The organism is Pontimicrobium sp. SW4 (assembly GCF_039954625.1).
Classification (GTDB): Bacteria; Bacteroidota; Bacteroidia; order Flavobacteriales; family Flavobacteriaceae; genus Pontimicrobium.
The window spans coordinates 1,381,774-1,398,870 of record NZ_CP157199.1 but is presented as its reverse complement, the minus strand read 5'-3'; the positions used below and the strand labels follow the sequence as shown (position 1 = coordinate 1,398,870).

The window sequence follows — 17,097 nt, the reverse complement described above, 5'->3', positions numbered from 1 at the left end:
TTATGTGGTATGCTATTTTTAAATTCGAATTACAATATCGAATTAAACGACCAGACACGTATGTGTTCTTTCTGTTTCTCTTTTTATTTTCAATTGTTGGAGTAGACTTTATTTTTCAAGGTTCAGAAATGGGGCTCATGAAAAAAAATTCACCCATAGTAATTGCAAAAACGATGGGAGCAATTACTGGTATATTTATGATTTTAGCCTCTATGATTATGGGAGTTTCTGTGTTAAGAGATTTTGAATACAATATAGAGTCATTGATGTTTACTACGACAATCAACAAAAAAGACTATTTATTAGGTCGATTTTTAGGGTCGTTTACTGTGTTACTATTTGCATTTACAGGCATTTTATTTGGTATGATATTAGGTGAATTTATGCCATGGCAAAATCCAGAAGACTTTTTAGCATTTAATGTCATGGTTTATGTAAAGACATTTATAATGATAACCTTGCCAACCTTATTTTTTGGAGCAGCACTCTTTTTTGTCACTGGAGCGTTAAGCAGAAATCTAGTTGTCGTATATACACAAGGCATCTTTTTATTTGTTCTGTTTATGCTAACCAAATCTATTACCAATGAGTTTTGGCAAGCCATTCTAGATCCATTTTCATTGACAACAACAACTTTTGTTACAAAGTCTTGGTCAGTTTTAGAAAAGAGTACACAGAGTATTCCTTTTATAGGAGCACTTATGTATAACAAATTGTTTTGGTTGTCTATTGGGATAGTTGCGTTGCTATATGGTTATAAAAAATTCAACTTTAATGTGGTTAAAGAAAAGCGATCTAAAAGAAAGCAAGCGTTAGCTATTAAATATACAAATGCAAAGGATAATGTAGTGATACCTGAAGCTAAAAAGCAATATGGTTTACTATCTAAATGGAACCAATTAAAACAATTTTCTTGGTTCTATTTCATAAGTATTTGCAAGCAATCATCTTTTTGGGGAATTGTTATTTGTGGAATGATTATCATTCTTATTAATTCTGTAAATCTAGGAACTGTATATGGAGTGGATAGTTATCCAGCTACATATTTTATTGTAGAAGAACTTAAAGAAACTTCCATGTATTTCTTTCTTATCCTTTTAGTATTTTATTCAGGAGAATTGGTATGGAAAGAGCGAGTTGCAAAACTAGATCTTATTTATGATACTACACCAATGTCAAGCTTTATAAAGCTGTTAGGTAAGTTTATTGGATTGAACTTAATCTATGTAGTTTTAATGCTTGCTTTAATTGGTTCAGGAATTATATTCCAAACAGTAAATGGTTATTATGAATATAAATTTCAAGTTTACTTTAATGGATTCTTTCTAGAAATTTTACCATTTTTAGCATTATATACCTGTGTTGCATTTTTTATTCAATCTGTTGTTAATCATAAGTTTGTTGGTGTTATGTTGGTAATTATATTCTTTGCTGTCAATATAGCTTTAGGCTTATTTGGGTTTGATCACGATTTATACTTTTTCGGTGGAAGCGCTTTAGGAGCATATTCAGATATGAATGGTTACGGTCATTTTCTAAAACCATATCTATGGATTAAATCGTATTGGTTTCTCTTCGGAATGCTATTGCTAATCATAGGATCTTTAGTAATCGTTCGAGGTACAGAAACTAACTTGGTAAAGCGTCTTAGAGCAAGCAAATACAGGTTAAGCAAGCCACTTTTTAAACTCGTCAGTGTTGTTTGTTTAGCATTTATAACTATTGGAAGTTTTATCTTTTACAATACCAATATTTTAAACACCTATTGGACTAACTCAGATGCGACTGACTTTAGAGTTGCATATGAAAAAGAGCTTAAGCAATTTGAATATATACCACAACCTAAGTTAATAGATGTGAACTTACAATTAGAACTGTATCCTGAAACTAGAGATTATAAAGTTGAAGGCTATTACATATTGAAAAACACCAATTCGGAAGACATCAAATCCATTCACATTCAAAAACTTATTGAAGAGAATGCCATGATTGATAGCATAGCTTTTGAAGGTGGAGCAATGTTAGATAATCAATATAAAAAGTTTGATTATTACATTTTCAATCTAAATACAGCTTTAAAGTCTGGGGATTCTGTAAAAATGTATTTCAAGCAAAGCTTTACCACTAAAGGTTTTGAATTGGGAAACTCTAATGTGAATATTAATAATAATGGAACATTTTTCAATAATTCAGATTTACCAACCATAGGATACAATCGTAAATATGAACTTAACAATACTAGTGATCGTGAAGACTATAATTTACCTATTCGATTTAATAAAGCAGACAGAGAAGATGCAAATGAGCTTATAAATGCGAGGTCTGGTAGTGATTCAGATGGTATTCATTTTGAAATGATTATTGGCACATCTAAAGATCAAACAGCTTTAGTCCCTGGGAATTTATTGAGACAGTGGACAGAAAATAAACGTAACTATTTTCATTATAAAATGGAGATTCCAATGATTAATTTTTACTCCATAGTATCTGCTAACTATGAAATAAAGAAGGATAAATGGACTTCAAATAAGGATTCAATAAAAAAATTTGTAGATCTTGAAATTTACTACCATAAAGGGCACGATTATAATATTGATAGAATGATAACCTCTATGAAAGCTTCTCTAAACTATTACAGTAAAAATTTTAACCCATATCAATACGAGCAATTGCGTATTATGGAGTTTCCACGTTATGCAGAATTTGCACAATCATTTCCTGGTACCATTCCATTTTCAGAAGCTATCGGTTTTGTTTTGGATATAGATGATGAAAAAGATGTAGATATGGCATTTTACGTAACAGCTCATGAAATTGCGCATCAATGGTTTGGTATGCAAGTAGAAGCAGCAAATGTTAAGGGACGACTGATGATATTAGAAACCTTGTCGCAATACGCAGCGATTATGGTATTAAAGCAAAAGTATTCCGAAGAAAAAGTATTACAGTTTTTAGAAACCCAAAAAGAGGTTTATACAAAAGGAAAAGATAGAGAAGCAGGAAAAGAACCATCCCTTGCCTTGGTGGAGAATCAAGACTATGTGTATTATGCAAAAGGAGCTATCAATATGTATGAGTTTCAAAAAGCAATAGGAGAGGAGCGAGTAAATAAAGCATTAAAGTGTTTTCTTGAAGATTGGAATACTATAGATGGTTCATTAAAGTTAAAAACGGACAGATACGCCACAACGCAAGACTTATTAGGCTATTTTAGAGAGGTAACACCAGATTCGCTTCAGTATCTGATAACAGATCTGTTTGAAAAGGTGAAGCCTCTATTAGAAGAGTAACTTTGTGAATTAAAAAGCTATATCCAGTTTACCCTTAATAAATAACAAATAGAAAATACTTTTGATTATTTGATTGAGATAAACTAATAGGTGTAAAGCGACAATAAATATTAATTCCTGAGTTATTATCTTTAGCCAGACATAAAATTTAAGCTTAAGTTAAAAAGACTACTAGAACTATATATAATTTTTTAAGCATTGGATACATTTAAAACAATACAACCTAAGTGTAAAGATTTATCAAAGAGGATTGCTTATTATTATTTTCATGAATCAAAAAATGAGAATTTTAGTAAAGATATTATATATCACCCTCATTATTTGGTGGCTCTAAATGTTTACAAAAATGTTAGAGTTGTATTGAATGAAAAAGGAAGGACGTATATACCTGTTAAATCTAATCAAGCAGAAGTCCTTTTAACAATAAATAATAAAACTAGTAAAGTAGTGCGTTTAAGAGGAAGTTTTAATAAAATTGGTATTGTCTTCTACCCCCTTGGAATCAATCATTTCATTAATCGTCCATTGAGTGAAGTTGTTACTGATAACCGAGTTTCTCGTTTTGACTATTTTGGCAAAGATTTCATAACTATTTCTGATTTAGCGTTTAGGGAATCAAATTTGAAAAATAAACGAGAAATATTAGACTCTTTTTTTAAATCACACTTTAAAAAAATAGAAGAAGAGCGTATTGTTAAGGCTGTGAATATTATTTTTAATGCTACAGAAATCCCCAAAGTTAAAGAACTTGCCAGTAACCTTTCTATTAGCAGAAAAACGTTGTTAAGATTATTTAGAAAGCATTTATGTTTTTCTGTTGAAGAATTTAAATCTGTTGTAAAATTTAGGAGAGCGCTTACGCTGTACGAAGCAGCTGTTAAAAAACCAAGTTTAACTCAAGTTGCGATTGAAAATCAATATTATGATCAACCGGAGTTTATTAATCATTTCAAATCTCTTACAGGCTTTAATCCAAAAAAGTTTTTCTCTTCAACAAAACAAATTCATACTAATGGCCCTCATTGGACATTTTAGTCTAGCCTGAGTTGTCCCAATTAACCAATTTTTTCTACATATTATTCTCTTTATTTGATGCTATAATTTATTATAGCTAATATTTTCATTTATACCTATTAAATTTATTATGACACTAAAACACATACTTTTAATTTTTTGCACATTATTAATTGTTACTATTTCTCATGGTCAAAAAAAGGAATTACCAATTTTTATTACTGATAGTTTGGATAACTATATTAAAAGAGGCTTAAAAGCATGGAACATTCCTGGATTAGCGATTGCAATAGTTCAAAATGATGAAGTGCTATTTATGAAAGGCTATGGTATTTCTTCTATTAGTAGCTCACAAAAAGTTAACAAAAATACGCTGTTTCAAATTGGTTCAATCACCAAATCGTTCACAGCAACCACAGCAACTATTTTACATACTGAAAAAAAACTATCATTAAAAGATAATATCAAAAAATGGCTTCCCTATTTTAAGCTAAAGAATCCATTTATATCTAATGAAGTAAATGTATTAGACTTCTTGTCTCATAGAACGGGTTTTGAAAGTTATAAAGGAGATTTGATAACTTATTTTTCAGATTATAATAGAAAGGAAGTCGTTGAAAGCATGGCCTTGCTAGATATCAATAAAAGTTTTCGCGATAGTTATGGTTATTCTAATTCGGCATATACGGCAATTGGAGAAGTAATAGAAGCTGCTACCAATTCTAGTTGGGAAAACACTGTCCGAGAAAAAATTCTTGCACCTTTAGAAATGAATCGTACAAAAATGGTTTACGATTATGAAGAAGATTATACAAATATTGCTTTCCCTCATACAGTTATTAATAATGAAGTAAAAGAGTTAAATTATACAACAACCAAGAATATATCGCCTGCAGGCTCTATGCTTTCATCTGTTGAAGATTTAAGCCATTGGCTAATTGCTCAAATAAATGAAGGGAAATATAATAGCAAACAAGCAATTGCTAGACAGGCAATAAGAATTACAAGAAGGCCTTTTTCCATTCAGGGATTTAATCAATCAAATCATGCTAGAACCCATTTTTATCAATATGGATTAGGCTTTTTTGTACGTGATATTAATGGTATTTTAACATATCAACATAGTGGTGGATTAACAGGATTCTCAGCAAATCATATAATTATTCCAGAAGAAGAACTTGGAATTGTTATCCTTACTAATAATGACACAAATAACTTTTTTATCGATTTAACAAATGTAGTAGTTGATTCTTTTTTAGGCTTGCCGTTTGAAGATTACTCGTCAAATTCTTTAAAACTCTATCATGAAGAGTTAGCTAGAAAATCAGCAGAAATAGATTCACTAAATACTTTGGTGCGAAAAAATCGGAATAGATATAATGCAAAACAATTTCTAGGTACTTATAACAATGACGCTTATGGAAATGTTATGATTTTTCAAAAATCCGATGAGTTACATATAAGATTGGAAAATCAAAAAAATATAACTGGTATATTAGAATATATAGGAGAGGATAAGTTTTTATGCAAATTTTCACATTATGAGTTTGGTGAAGTAATAATTCCATTTACTATAGAAAACGAATCTGTTATTCGATTTGAACTTTTAATAGAAAGCATTGAAGGTAACGAGTACACTTTTACAAAACTTAAAAATTAATTCTTTTTATAAGGGTAATTCTTCAAGAACTAAGAAGAAATTGTGAAAGAGAGAAGATAATTAATACTTTATATAATGATGTCTTCGAGTGTTTTGAACCATTAAAAAAATATTATTTGTGATTTATATAAATAGGCAGCTTTTAATTTTTATAGCATTAATGCTTTTTAACTCTTGCTATAAAAATGATAAAAGCACTAAAATAGTTATAGCCTTAAGAACTGATAAGCAAGGAAATGTGATAGCAGGTTCTAAAGAGCAACTAATAACAAGTATTAGAAATGGCGTAGATATAAAAGTTGGTTGGGGTGGTAAAGGCCTTAATCACTCTATAGAGCATCTTGCCGTACCAATTTGGTTATCTATTCTGGATGAAACAGAAGTTGTAGCACATCTTGATCCACAAGTATTATCACACATTAACTGGGATAGTTTAGATGCCAATTATAGTGATACAAAAATGCTTAAAGAAGAATGGAGAGTTGTTATCACTTCTAAGGGGACTTTTGATGCAGTATGGTATGATAGGGAACTAGATACTGTTATTAAGCGTGTCCCTCAACGACATGTTATGACTTGGTTAGTAAAAGATGTAAAAAGTGAAAAGTCGAGTCCATTTTTTAATTAAATAAAATACAAATATGAAATTAAATGCATTTTTCATTTTAATTATTACATCAATTATAATTGGATGCAATGGTAATTATAAATTAGATACAGTAAACGAAAACAATAGTGGGGCTGGCAATTGACATACAGAAATGATAAGTCAGGAAATGCTACTTTTGGAAGCAAGTAAAAATTAATTGACGCTGTTAGAAAAGGATATCCCGTTAGAGTTGGTTGGGGAGGTGTTCGAGTTGAACATGTAGCGCAAGCCGACTTCCTAACCATTTTTCAAGGAGAAGTTTTTGCACAAGTCAACACAATCATTGGCCAAGAACCACGAATTGATGGTGATTCAATCAAAATTAGATTTAGAACGCAAAATCATTGGACTAAAATTACTGGCTCCAATGGATATACGACTTCTTTTATGTCCGATTATATACAATAAAGACAAAGCAATACATTTGTACTATAATGTTCTGCGTTATGTAACTTGAGCTTTGATTAAAAGCGAAAGTTGTTACTACTTTTCTTGAAAAAATTTACTCCAAAAGTTTCTTCTACAATGCTAATGAAACCGCTTGCGGTTCACGAGCACCTATTTATTAAAATAGTTCGTGCGAGTAAACACTCTTTTTATGAGACTAGCCTGTGCTGAGCGAAGTAGAAGCATAGGAGGGAAGCATAATGTGTGTGTAATGGAAACAAATCACACTCATCAACTTATATCGACGCTTATGTATTTTATCTTTTCAAACCTATTTATATTTAGTTATTTTGTACGCGAATATGATACAAAAAGGAAATATAGAATTGAAAAACACAAATTCTCAATATTGGAGATACCAAATATTAGGATGGAGCTTTGCTTCTTTATATTGGGCATACATTGCCTATTTCATACAAGATTATTCAATGTTTCATACCACTATTAATTTCATTTTAGATGTTTGCATTGGTGTTTTTTTAACACATTTATATAAATTAACAGTAAGTAAAGTAGCTTATATACCTTTTAAGAAGTTTGCTTTCATTCAGGTAGGAGTATCAATCATAATTTTGGCTATTTTATTTATGCTTCTTAACAATGTAAAATGGTATATATATTGGGTGATTATTCAACAAAGAGATTTTGGTTTTATAAACTCATTATTTTTTTGGAACCCTCCATTAATAACAGGCTTACGATTAATGTCAATATGGGTGTTAGCTTATCACTTATATCATTATTATAAACAACAAATAATAATAACAAAGCGTAGTGCAAAATTATCTGTTCTAGCCAAACAAGAACAATTAAATCATTTGTCAAAACAATTAAAACCTCATTTCTTATTTAATTCTTTGAATAGTGTTAAATCTCTAATTTCAGAAAACCCTTCTAAAGCTAGACGATCAATTGATTTATTGTCTGATTTATTACGTTCATCCATCTATACTAAAGACAGTTTAATAACGATAGAAAATGAACTACAATTAGTGTACGATTACATAGAACTGGAAAAACTTCGTTTTGAAGAACGGTTACAATTAAAAATGATAATAGATAAAATGGTATTAAACTATAAAATCCCATCTTTATCCATCCAAACTTTAGTTGAAAACGCAGTAAAATATGGAATTCAAAGCTCAGTAAAAGGAGGAACAATCGAAATCAATATGTCGAAACAGTCAGGTAGTATATTAATACAAGTTAAAAACCCTGGTCAATTAATTGTTAACAAAAACACTGATGAGCGTTTAGGGCTGAATAACTTAACAAAAAGGCTTCAATTACATTATAAAGAAAAGGCAAAGTTCACTTTAGTTGAAACTTCTGATTCAATAGTAGTTGCAACTATTATAATACCCATAAATGAGTAAGTATTATGGAAAAATATAAAGTAATAATTATTGATGATGAACGGTTGGCTCGTGAAGAGGTAAAGCGATATTTACAACCGTTACCAGAATTTGAAATTGTAGGTGAAGCAAATAATGCGGATAGCGGAAAAGAGCTTATAGAAACAAAAAAACCACATCTTATTTTTCTAGATATCCAAATGCCAAAAAAAACAGGCTTTGATTTATTAGATGAATTAACTACAGTTCCTGAAATTATATTTACCACTGCGTATAGTGAATATGCAACAAAAGCATTTGATGTAAATGCATTAGATTATTTAGTAAAGCCAATTAGAGAAGAGCGATTTATAAAAAGTATAGAAAAAGTTAAGGAGGAATTTTCTAAAATAAGACAAGAAAGAAAAACCTTTTCTATACAGCATAAAATATTTATTAAAGATGGAGCAAAATGTTATTTCATTCCTTTAGGTGATATTAAATATATTGATTCATTGGAAAATTATGCTAGGTTTCATTTTAATGGAAATAAAGCAATGTTAAAACAATCACTAAATACAATTGAAAAGAAGTTAGATGCAACTGTGTTTTTTAGAGTTAATAGAAGTCAAATTATCAACACACAATATATAAAAGACGTATATCCACATTTAAAAAATAGACTGAAAATAGTTTTTACTACTGGTGAAACATTTGATGTTTCAAGTCGACAATCAGTACGTTTTAAAAACTGGAATAGTTTATAGAGCGCAAATAATACAAACAATATAATAATTTTAATAATAGCTGTTTTCAAAACAACTATATGGCATACCTATGCCCAAACATAATCAAGAAAAAATGAAAAAAACATTGAATAATTTCAGAATAATATTTCTATTAGTCTTTATAGGTATCTCTTCTTGTAGTACCAAAGACTCGCTGTCAAAAGTCAAAATAATCAACGAACAAGGTGAGCAATATTTAGTACAAGATAGCCTGTTAATAGAAACCCCAGATGGAGCACAAATAGCGGCAATTGTTGTAAGAAACACAAAAATTACAAAGCCAAACACAAGCATATTGGTACATACAATTTATGCACGTCCTAAAGAAGATTTAGAAAAAGCTAAAACTGCCGCAAAAAAAGGATATATCGGAATTGTAAGCTACTCCAGAGGAAAAGCTTGGAGTCCAGATAAAATGGTACATCGAGAGTTTGAACCTAATGATACATATGCTGTTATTGATTGGATTAGTAAGCAGCCTTGGAGTAATGGTAAGGTTGGAATGTATGGTGGTAGTTACAACGGATTTACACAATGGGCAGCTACAAAAAAAATGCATCCAGCTTTAAAAACCATAGTACCATCAGTTTCTTCTGCGCCAGGAATTGCAGAACCAATGGAAAATGGTGTGTATATGAATTTTCAATATTCTTGGTTTCATTATGTGATGAATAACAAGTATTTAGACACCACATTATACAACCAATATCAAAGATGGGGGAAATTGAACAATACTTGGTATGAGAAAGGAACGTCTTATCGTTCCCTTGATAGTTTAGATGGATTACCAAATCCTGAATTTCAAAATAAACTAAACCATCCAACCTATGATGCTTATTGGCAAAAAATGATTCCTTATAAAGAAGAATTTTCTAAAATAAATATTCCAATATTAAGTACAACAGGTTACTATGATGGTGGACAAATAGGAGCAATGTATTACCTAAAACAACACTATAAATACAATAAAAATGTAGAGCATTATTTAGTGATTGGACCTTATGGGCATTTTGGGGCTCAAAAAGTACCTGAACATAATTTTAATGGTTATGAAATAGATAAAGTAGCACAAATAAGTATTACTGATTTAATTTGGGATTGGTTCGATTATATTTTCAAGGGAGCTAAAAAACCTGAGATACTGAAAGATAAAATAAACTTCCAAGTTATGGGAGCAAATCAATGGAAACACGTTGCCTCTTTGAAGGAAGTAGCCAATGATACACTAACATTTTATTTAAGTGACAAATTATCAAATATTAAAACTACAAAAGTATTTACACCTGGAAATAATGGATATGATTTCCACTATACTTTAGCTTCAGAAAAACCCAAAGAAAAAGGTTTTATTTCTCAAAGTGTTGATTTTAAAGATAGAACATTGGAGGGGCAAAATAACTACTATGCACCTTCTATAGTAAATGATTCACTCTCTATAGGAAATGGTTTCTCATTTGTAACTGATATTTTTACAAAAGATTTTGAGTTAAACGGTTCATATCTTGGAGAATTAAGCATTTCAATTAATAAAAAAGATATGGATTGTTCCATTGTGCTATATGAAGAAACTCCAGAAGGAAAATATTTTAAACTAACACTTCAATATATTGGTCGTTCAAGTCTTGCTAGAAATCGGGAAAATAGAGAATTATTAACTCCAAATAAAATTACTAAAATCCCTTTTAATAATGTAAGAATGACTAGTAAGAAAATTAAAAAGGGAAGCAGGTTAATATTAGTGTTAAATATAAATAAGCATCCTTTTGAACAATTGAATTATGGAACAGGAAAGGATGTGAGTGATGAAACTATCAAAGATGCTAAAATACCTTTAGAAGTTAAATGGTACAATAATAGCTATATCAAAATACCTACTTCCTCTAACTAAATTTTGATTTAATACTAAACTCCTTTTTAAAGTCGACCTCATAAAACTTTGGCTAAAACAATAGGTGAGTGGAGCGACCATATTTTAGGCTATACAAATGCAATTATCCTGTGGATGATTGCATTTGAATACAACACTTTACTAAAATCACGTTTCAAATCGTATTTAGCTAAAAATGTACACTGTACATTTTCTTAACGCCAAATAGTCTAAAATATAGCGAATGAGCCGTTAATTGTTTCCAAAAGTTTATGCAGCCTTGAATTTTTGTTTTAGGTATTTAGTTTTCGCTAAATAGTGTTTCAAGACACTATTTTAAAGAATTGATTGAGTATCAATTTTTAAAATACATAATAATGAAACATTAAAATCAAGGATTAATAGAAGTACTAAAAAAAACAAGTTCATAGAATTTTATTTTTTTTAAAATTTATGCTCTAGTGGCAATCCACGAGAAATGCGCAGCATTCACGAACACGTCCAAAACAATATTAAAGACGTGAGTAATTGCTTAAAAATTTTGGCGTTGGCAAGCGTTGGATAATTGTGTGTAAAATAAATTGCCAGAGCAATTTGATTTTATAAAACAATCGAGCGCTTTGTAGCGGCTATTTTACATAACGGCTAATTATAGATACATAATGTTTTAAAAACTCTGCGAAGCAAACCGCTTATTAGTTTAATGACCCAAGTTCCAATTATTCTTATGAAAACGAATGCTTCTGGGATATTTTACATAATACTACATTATAGCTATCAAATGGATAAACCACTCTTATCAACTAAACAATACATTTGTACTATAATGTTCTGCGTTATGTAACTTGAGCTTTGGTTAAAAGCGAAAGTTGTTACATCATTTTCTTTATTTTTTTCTTGATAAATGTTTCTCTACGATGTTAATGGAACACTCTTTTTACGAAGCGACGTAGGAGAGGAGTGGAATGTGTGTGAAATGACATTAAGGACTAAATATATTAATTAAAATACTGATGGAATTCTAACAAAAATGACAAGAATTCTTTTGAAAAAATGCCGTATCCGATTATTTTCAAATCATCGTAATTAAAAGTATATTTGAAATGTGAACATGCATAAATATGGAGGAGTTAAAAAAACCTAAAATTATTGAACTTGATAAAGATACAAAGACTGCTGATGGAAAAACAGGAGGCCTTTATCCTTATGACCCAGCTTACGAAAATATTGAAATAGGAGAAGACCCTTTTTCAATTTTCGAATATTTAAGACAACTTGAGAAAGGTAAAATTACTATTCAACCCGATTTTCAAAGAAATCAAGTTTGGAATTTAACTCAAAAAAGTAAATTTATAGAATCTATTATTTTAAATTTTCCATTACCACCTATATATCTAAATGAAACAAAAGAGTCGACTTATATTGTAATTGATGGATTACAAAGGTCTACTGCATTACGTCAATTTTATAATGGTGAATTTGCATTAAAAGGAATTGAAGCAATTCCTAAATACAATGGATATAAATTTAAAGACTTACCAGAATCATTACAATATAAATTTGAAGATAAAAAACTAACAGTTTTTATTTTAAAACCATCAACTCCAATGGTTGTAATTTATGACCTGTTTAATCGTATTAATACTGGTGGGACACAATTAAATAGGCAAGAGGTAAGAAACTGTATTTATATTGGTAAAGCTACTAAATTATTAAAAAGACTTTCTGAAGAAGAATATTATAAAAAGGCTATTTGGTGGGGAGTAAGTGATAAAAGAATGAAAGACAGAGAAGTTGCTTTAAGATATATTGCATTCAGATGGTTCGATTATGAAAATGAGTATACAGGAGACATGAGTGAATTTGTTGAAAATGCAATGAAAAGAATAAATCACATGCAGGATATACAAATTAATGAAATTGAAAATGATTTTGAAAGGGTTATGAAATGGTCATTTGATATTTGGGATAATAAAAATTTCAGAATACCTACAGAATATACACGAGGAACTATCAATACAGCAATTTTGGAGTCAGTTTGTAATTATTTATCTACTCAAAATGATGACTTTCTCAAAAGAAATAAGAAACGAATTAAGAATAATTATTCACTGTTAATAAAAGATTATGAATATTTTCAAGCAGTCACAAAATCAACAGGAAATAAAGCTAAAGTAATAGATAGATTTAGAATTGCTCACAATATCTTAAGCCAAAACACACAATGATTACTGCTCTTGAATTAAGAAACTTTAAATGCTTTAAAGAACCAACAAAATTTAACTTTAGTAAATTAAATTTATTAACTGGAATTAATGGAAGGGGGAAATCCTCTGTGCTTCAAGCTTTATTAGTTTTATCACAATCTACACGTGAAGATTTTAAATTTGATGAATTAATAATTAATGGCTCTCTGGTTAGTTTAGGAAATTTTGATGATATAAAAAATAGAGATACACCAAAAGGAGAAAGTGTTTATTTCAAAATATTTTATGATACCCCTTTTTTAGAAAACATACAATTGGCATTTAATGAAAATTTAGATAAACCATTAATTGGCAACTTGGGTAAAGTTGAAATTGGACCAACTGCTCAAACACAAAAAAATGATTCAGTCGACTACACGAGTGAGTTAAATCTTTTTTCAAATAAAATAAAGAAAATCCATTATGTAAGTGCTGATAGGTTAGGACCAGTTAAATATGTTGAAAAAAGTAACCTTCCAGATTTTCCACATGTTGGTCCTAGAGGAGAACATTGTATTAATATTCTTGCTAATTCTATTCAGTTTGGACCTGTAAGGCCAAATTTATATTTAGGTAAAGACGCAGCATCACTGATACAACAAACTGCTGAATGGATAAATTATATTCTTGAAGGAGCTAAAATTAATATTAAAGGAAAAGAGAAAGATAGTAGTGTTTTATACATGCTTTTAAATAATAAAAGTGATAGTCATGAATATAAACCAATAAATGTTGGCTTTGGATATAGTTACATTTTACCACTAATTGTGACGGGTTTAATTGCAAAACCTAATGATATTATTATTGTTGAAAACCCTGAAGCTCACTTACATCCAAGAGCACAATCCAAGATAGCAGAATTTTTCGCAAGAGTGGCTTCTTCAGGTGTTCAAATTTTTATTGAATCTCATAGTGAACATATTTTGAATGGCTTAAGAGTTAATGCACTTAATAAGGAGGTTGAAATTAATAACACCGATTTAAAAGTGCATTATTTTAGTGAAGATTTTAATTCAGTAGAACTTGAGATTAATGAAAAAGGGAAAATTGCTAATTGGCCGAATGGCTTTTTCGACCAACAAGAGATTGATTTAGCAGATATTTTTAAATTCTCAAGATGATTTTCTATGGTTGCAGAATTTTACATTATAGCTGAATCATTTGAGCATAATTCCAATTTTACCAAAGAGGAAATTGAAAACAAAGTAAAATCTTTAGCTCAAGATTTTGTATATATTAAAAGATATAGGGATACTAATCAATTATTTGTGCACCCAGATATATACAATGTTAATTTTATAGAAGATATCCCTCTTTTAGATTTAATGTTCAATGAAGAAATAGCGAATAAAAATCTTGATAGAGATGTTCGTTTAGCTATTAAAAAAATAATCATTGAATCAAAAGAAACTACTTGTACTTCTGAAGAAGTTATAGAAGTTTTACTTCCTGAACATGATGAAAATAAATGTCATGGGTTAATTGGTTTTAATACAGTTGATAGTGTCGAACCAGAATATCAAGTTGTTTATAATTTAAATGGCTGGTTTCAATTTAGAAGACATTATTTAGGTTTATACCCAAAGGATGAAAATTTTTTCTTGGATGAATGTGAGAAGTATTTTCCAAATGTAGTGTTTCATGAGAATAACAGAAATACAATTGGAGCTATTTTAGATAATTTTCCAAAGAAGATAGTTTATCACTTAACAGCATTAAATGATAAATTTAGAGAATCTGAAGATGGGATTCGTCACAGAACTCAAGTTCTTGATCATTTTAGTGGGAATTGTAATCTTGATGAAACAGCAACTTTAGAAGGTCATGCTGAAAGAAAACCTTACTTTACATATGATTTTAGAAATGATGAGAAAATAATGCAACCCGTGTGTTGCGAACCTCATATGAAGCTATCTTCAAGTGATGTAAATGGAGATAACACATATTATCAACATCGCATTTATTTTCACGAAGGATTTGAAAATATAAGTAATCATAAAATTCTTGTTGGCCATATTGGTGAACATATAAAATTCGAATAAAATATGCCAACACTCAATTGGATAGGAAAAGACAAAGTTACAAGCCATCACCAAGATGTGCCTTACAGAGTTTTGGAACACAAATACGGTTTTACCGCTAAAAAAGGAGAACAAACTGAACCAACTCAAAGCGGAAATAAAATAATACACGGAGACAACCTTGAAGCACTTAAAAGTTTATTACCTGAATACGAAGGAAGAGTAAATGCTATTTACATTGACCCACCATATAATACTGGAAATGAAGGCTGGCAATATAATGACAATGTTAATCATCCAAAAATTAAAAAATGGTTGGGTGAAACAGTTGGTCAAGAAGGAGACGATTTAACAAGACACGACAAATGGTTGTGTATGATGTATCCAAGATTAATGCTTCTGAATAAGCTATTATCAACAGAAGGAATAATTTTTATTTCAATCGATGATAATGAACAAGCAAATTTAAAAATCATCATGGATGAAATTTTTGGACGAAAAAGTTTCATCACAACTTTACACGTAGAAATGAGTTCTGTTCAAGGCCAGAAAGTAAAGTTTGCCAAACAAGGAAACATTGTAAAAAATGGCGAATATATTTTAGTGTATAGGAAAAATGGAAACAAAGCAATTGCAAAAAATATTCTTTATAATAAGCAAGATTATGATACTCATTACAGTCTCTTTTTAGAACAAATAAATGATGATACATTCAAAGAAATTACATTATCAAAACATATAATTGAAAATGAAAAGGATGTTTTACAACATCTCCTAAACTTAAAGCTTGCGAATGAGAAAAAAGGAAAATACACTCTATCAAATAAAAATATTGCAAAAGCCTATTCAGTATCCGAAGAATTTAGAGAATTTGTACATAAGAATGCTGAATTTATAGTAGCTGACGATAAAGTAAGTAGTTTATCTGGTCTTGAAAATTTAGAACTTGAACAAGGAATCGTAAAAAAAATACATAAAAGCTCAAGGTCATATTTGTTAACAAAAAACTCTAACGATAATATTCGCCAAAGATTAATTTTAGGTGAAAAAGTGAATAATGCCAATGATTTCAACACCACATATGGTTTAACTACAATTAGAGGTGATTGGTGGTCTGGATATTATAAGGATATGGGCAACGTGGCTAAAGAAGCGAATACAAAATTTGATAATGCAAAAAAACCTAAACGATTAATTCGAGACTTGCTTTATATGTCAACAAGCAGTAATGATATCATTTTAGATTCATTTGCTGGTTCTGGTACAACTGCACATTCAGTTATTGATTTAAATATTGAGGATAATGGTAAAAGACAATATATTCTAATTGAATTAGAGGAATATGCGAATAAAATTACGGCAGAAAGAGTTAAAAGAGTAATTGATGGTTATAACAAGAGTGAACAAATAACAGGAAATGATAATGGAAAATTTGATTTTTACGAATTAGGATTACCGCTTTTTGATGATAGTCAAAACTTGAACGAACAGGTTGAAGTAGAAAAAATACGAGAATACATTTGGTTTTCAGAAACCAGAACACCTTTTGTAGAGCAAAAAGAAGCTAATTACTTTTTAGGCAAAAAGGAAGAATCGATTTACTATTTCATTTACGAAAAAGACCAATTAACAACATTAGATTTTGATGCTTTAGAACTCATAAAATTCAAAGGAGAGCAATATGTTATATATGCAGACAATTGCTTATTACCTAAAGAATTTATGGCAAAAAACAACATTATTTTCAAAAAAATACCGAGAGACATTACAAGATTTTAAAT

At 29.8% G+C, this 17,097-nt stretch carries 11 protein-coding genes; all 11 read left to right on the top strand.

The window, feature by feature from the left end:
* Window positions 1–2: 2 nt before the first annotated feature.
* The 11 genes from ABGB03_RS06685 (at window position 3) to ABGB03_RS06635 (ending at window position 17,095) form a co-directional block, all read left to right on the top strand.
* Window positions 3–3,290: a M1 family aminopeptidase gene (locus tag ABGB03_RS06685; RefSeq protein WP_347925917.1), complete on the top strand. Its 3,288-nt coding sequence runs from the start codon at window positions 3–5 to the stop codon at window positions 3,288–3,290.
* A gap of 198 nt (window positions 3,291–3,488) precedes the next feature.
* Window positions 3,489–4,325: an AraC family transcriptional regulator gene (locus tag ABGB03_RS06680; RefSeq protein WP_347925915.1), complete on the top strand. Its 837-nt coding sequence runs from the start codon at window positions 3,489–3,491 to the stop codon at window positions 4,323–4,325.
* A gap of 109 nt (window positions 4,326–4,434) precedes the next feature.
* Window positions 4,435–5,964 carry a serine hydrolase domain-containing protein gene (locus tag ABGB03_RS06675; protein ID WP_347925914.1) on the top strand — a complete coding sequence of 510 codons (1,530 nt, stop codon included), beginning with the start codon at window positions 4,435–4,437 and terminating at the stop codon, window positions 5,962–5,964.
* A gap of 160 nt (window positions 5,965–6,124) precedes the next feature.
* Window positions 6,125–6,592: a hypothetical protein gene (locus tag ABGB03_RS06670; RefSeq protein ID WP_347925912.1), complete on the top strand. Its 468-nt coding sequence runs from the start codon at window positions 6,125–6,127 to the stop codon at window positions 6,590–6,592.
* Between the two features lie 794 nt (window positions 6,593–7,386).
* Window positions 7,387–8,436 carry a histidine kinase gene (locus ABGB03_RS06665; RefSeq protein WP_347925911.1) on the top strand — a complete coding sequence of 350 codons (1,050 nt, stop codon included), beginning with the start codon at window positions 7,387–7,389 and terminating at the stop codon, window positions 8,434–8,436.
* A gap of 5 nt (window positions 8,437–8,441) precedes the next feature.
* Entirely contained in the window at window positions 8,442–9,161 is a 720-nt protein-coding gene (locus ABGB03_RS06660; RefSeq protein WP_347925909.1) for a response regulator transcription factor, read from the top strand.
* 94 nt (window positions 9,162–9,255) lie between these two features.
* Window positions 9,256–11,070: a CocE/NonD family hydrolase gene (locus tag ABGB03_RS06655; protein ID WP_347925907.1), complete on the top strand. Its 1,815-nt coding sequence runs from the start codon at window positions 9,256–9,258 to the stop codon at window positions 11,068–11,070.
* 1,100 nt (window positions 11,071–12,170) lie between these two features.
* On the top strand, window positions 12,171–13,277 hold the full coding sequence (locus ABGB03_RS06650; RefSeq protein WP_347925905.1) for a DUF262 domain-containing protein: 1,107 nt from the start codon (window positions 12,171–12,173) through the stop codon (window positions 13,275–13,277).
* Window positions 13,274–14,416 carry a DUF3696 domain-containing protein gene (locus ABGB03_RS06645; RefSeq protein ID WP_347925903.1) on the top strand — a complete coding sequence of 381 codons (1,143 nt, stop codon included), beginning with the start codon at window positions 13,274–13,276 and terminating at the stop codon, window positions 14,414–14,416. The genes ABGB03_RS06650 and ABGB03_RS06645 overlap by 4 nt, the downstream gene beginning before the upstream one ends.
* A gap of 6 nt (window positions 14,417–14,422) precedes the next feature.
* Entirely contained in the window at window positions 14,423–15,337 is a 915-nt protein-coding gene (locus ABGB03_RS06640) for a hypothetical protein (protein ID WP_347925901.1), read from the top strand.
* A gap of 3 nt (window positions 15,338–15,340) precedes the next feature.
* Entirely contained in the window at window positions 15,341–17,095 is a 1,755-nt protein-coding gene (locus ABGB03_RS06635) for a site-specific DNA-methyltransferase (RefSeq protein ID WP_347925899.1), read from the top strand.
* Window positions 17,096–17,097 lie beyond the last annotated feature (2 nt).

Bases quoted from the DNA above. Each gene is read 5' to 3' on its own strand.
- ABGB03_RS06685 (WP_347925917.1), top strand. From the start codon at position 3: ATGTGGTATGCTATTTTTAAATTCGAATTACAATATCGAATTAAACGA.
- ABGB03_RS06675 (WP_347925914.1), top strand. From the start codon at position 4,435: ATGACACTAAAACACATACTTTTAATTTTTTGCACATTATTAATTGTT.
- ABGB03_RS06670 (WP_347925912.1), top strand. From the start codon at position 6,125: ATGCTTTTTAACTCTTGCTATAAAAATGATAAAAGCACTAAAATAGTT.
- ABGB03_RS06660 (WP_347925909.1), top strand. From the start codon at position 8,442: ATGGAAAAATATAAAGTAATAATTATTGATGATGAACGGTTGGCTCGT.
- ABGB03_RS06655 (WP_347925907.1), top strand. From the start codon at position 9,256: ATGAAAAAAACATTGAATAATTTCAGAATAATATTTCTATTAGTCTTT.
- ABGB03_RS06650 (WP_347925905.1), top strand. From the start codon at position 12,171: ATGGAGGAGTTAAAAAAACCTAAAATTATTGAACTTGATAAAGATACA.
- ABGB03_RS06645 (WP_347925903.1), top strand. From the start codon at position 13,274: ATGATTACTGCTCTTGAATTAAGAAACTTTAAATGCTTTAAAGAACCA.
- ABGB03_RS06640 (WP_347925901.1), top strand. From the start codon at position 14,423: ATGGTTGCAGAATTTTACATTATAGCTGAATCATTTGAGCATAATTCC.
- ABGB03_RS06635 (WP_347925899.1), top strand. From the start codon at position 15,341: ATGCCAACACTCAATTGGATAGGAAAAGACAAAGTTACAAGCCATCAC.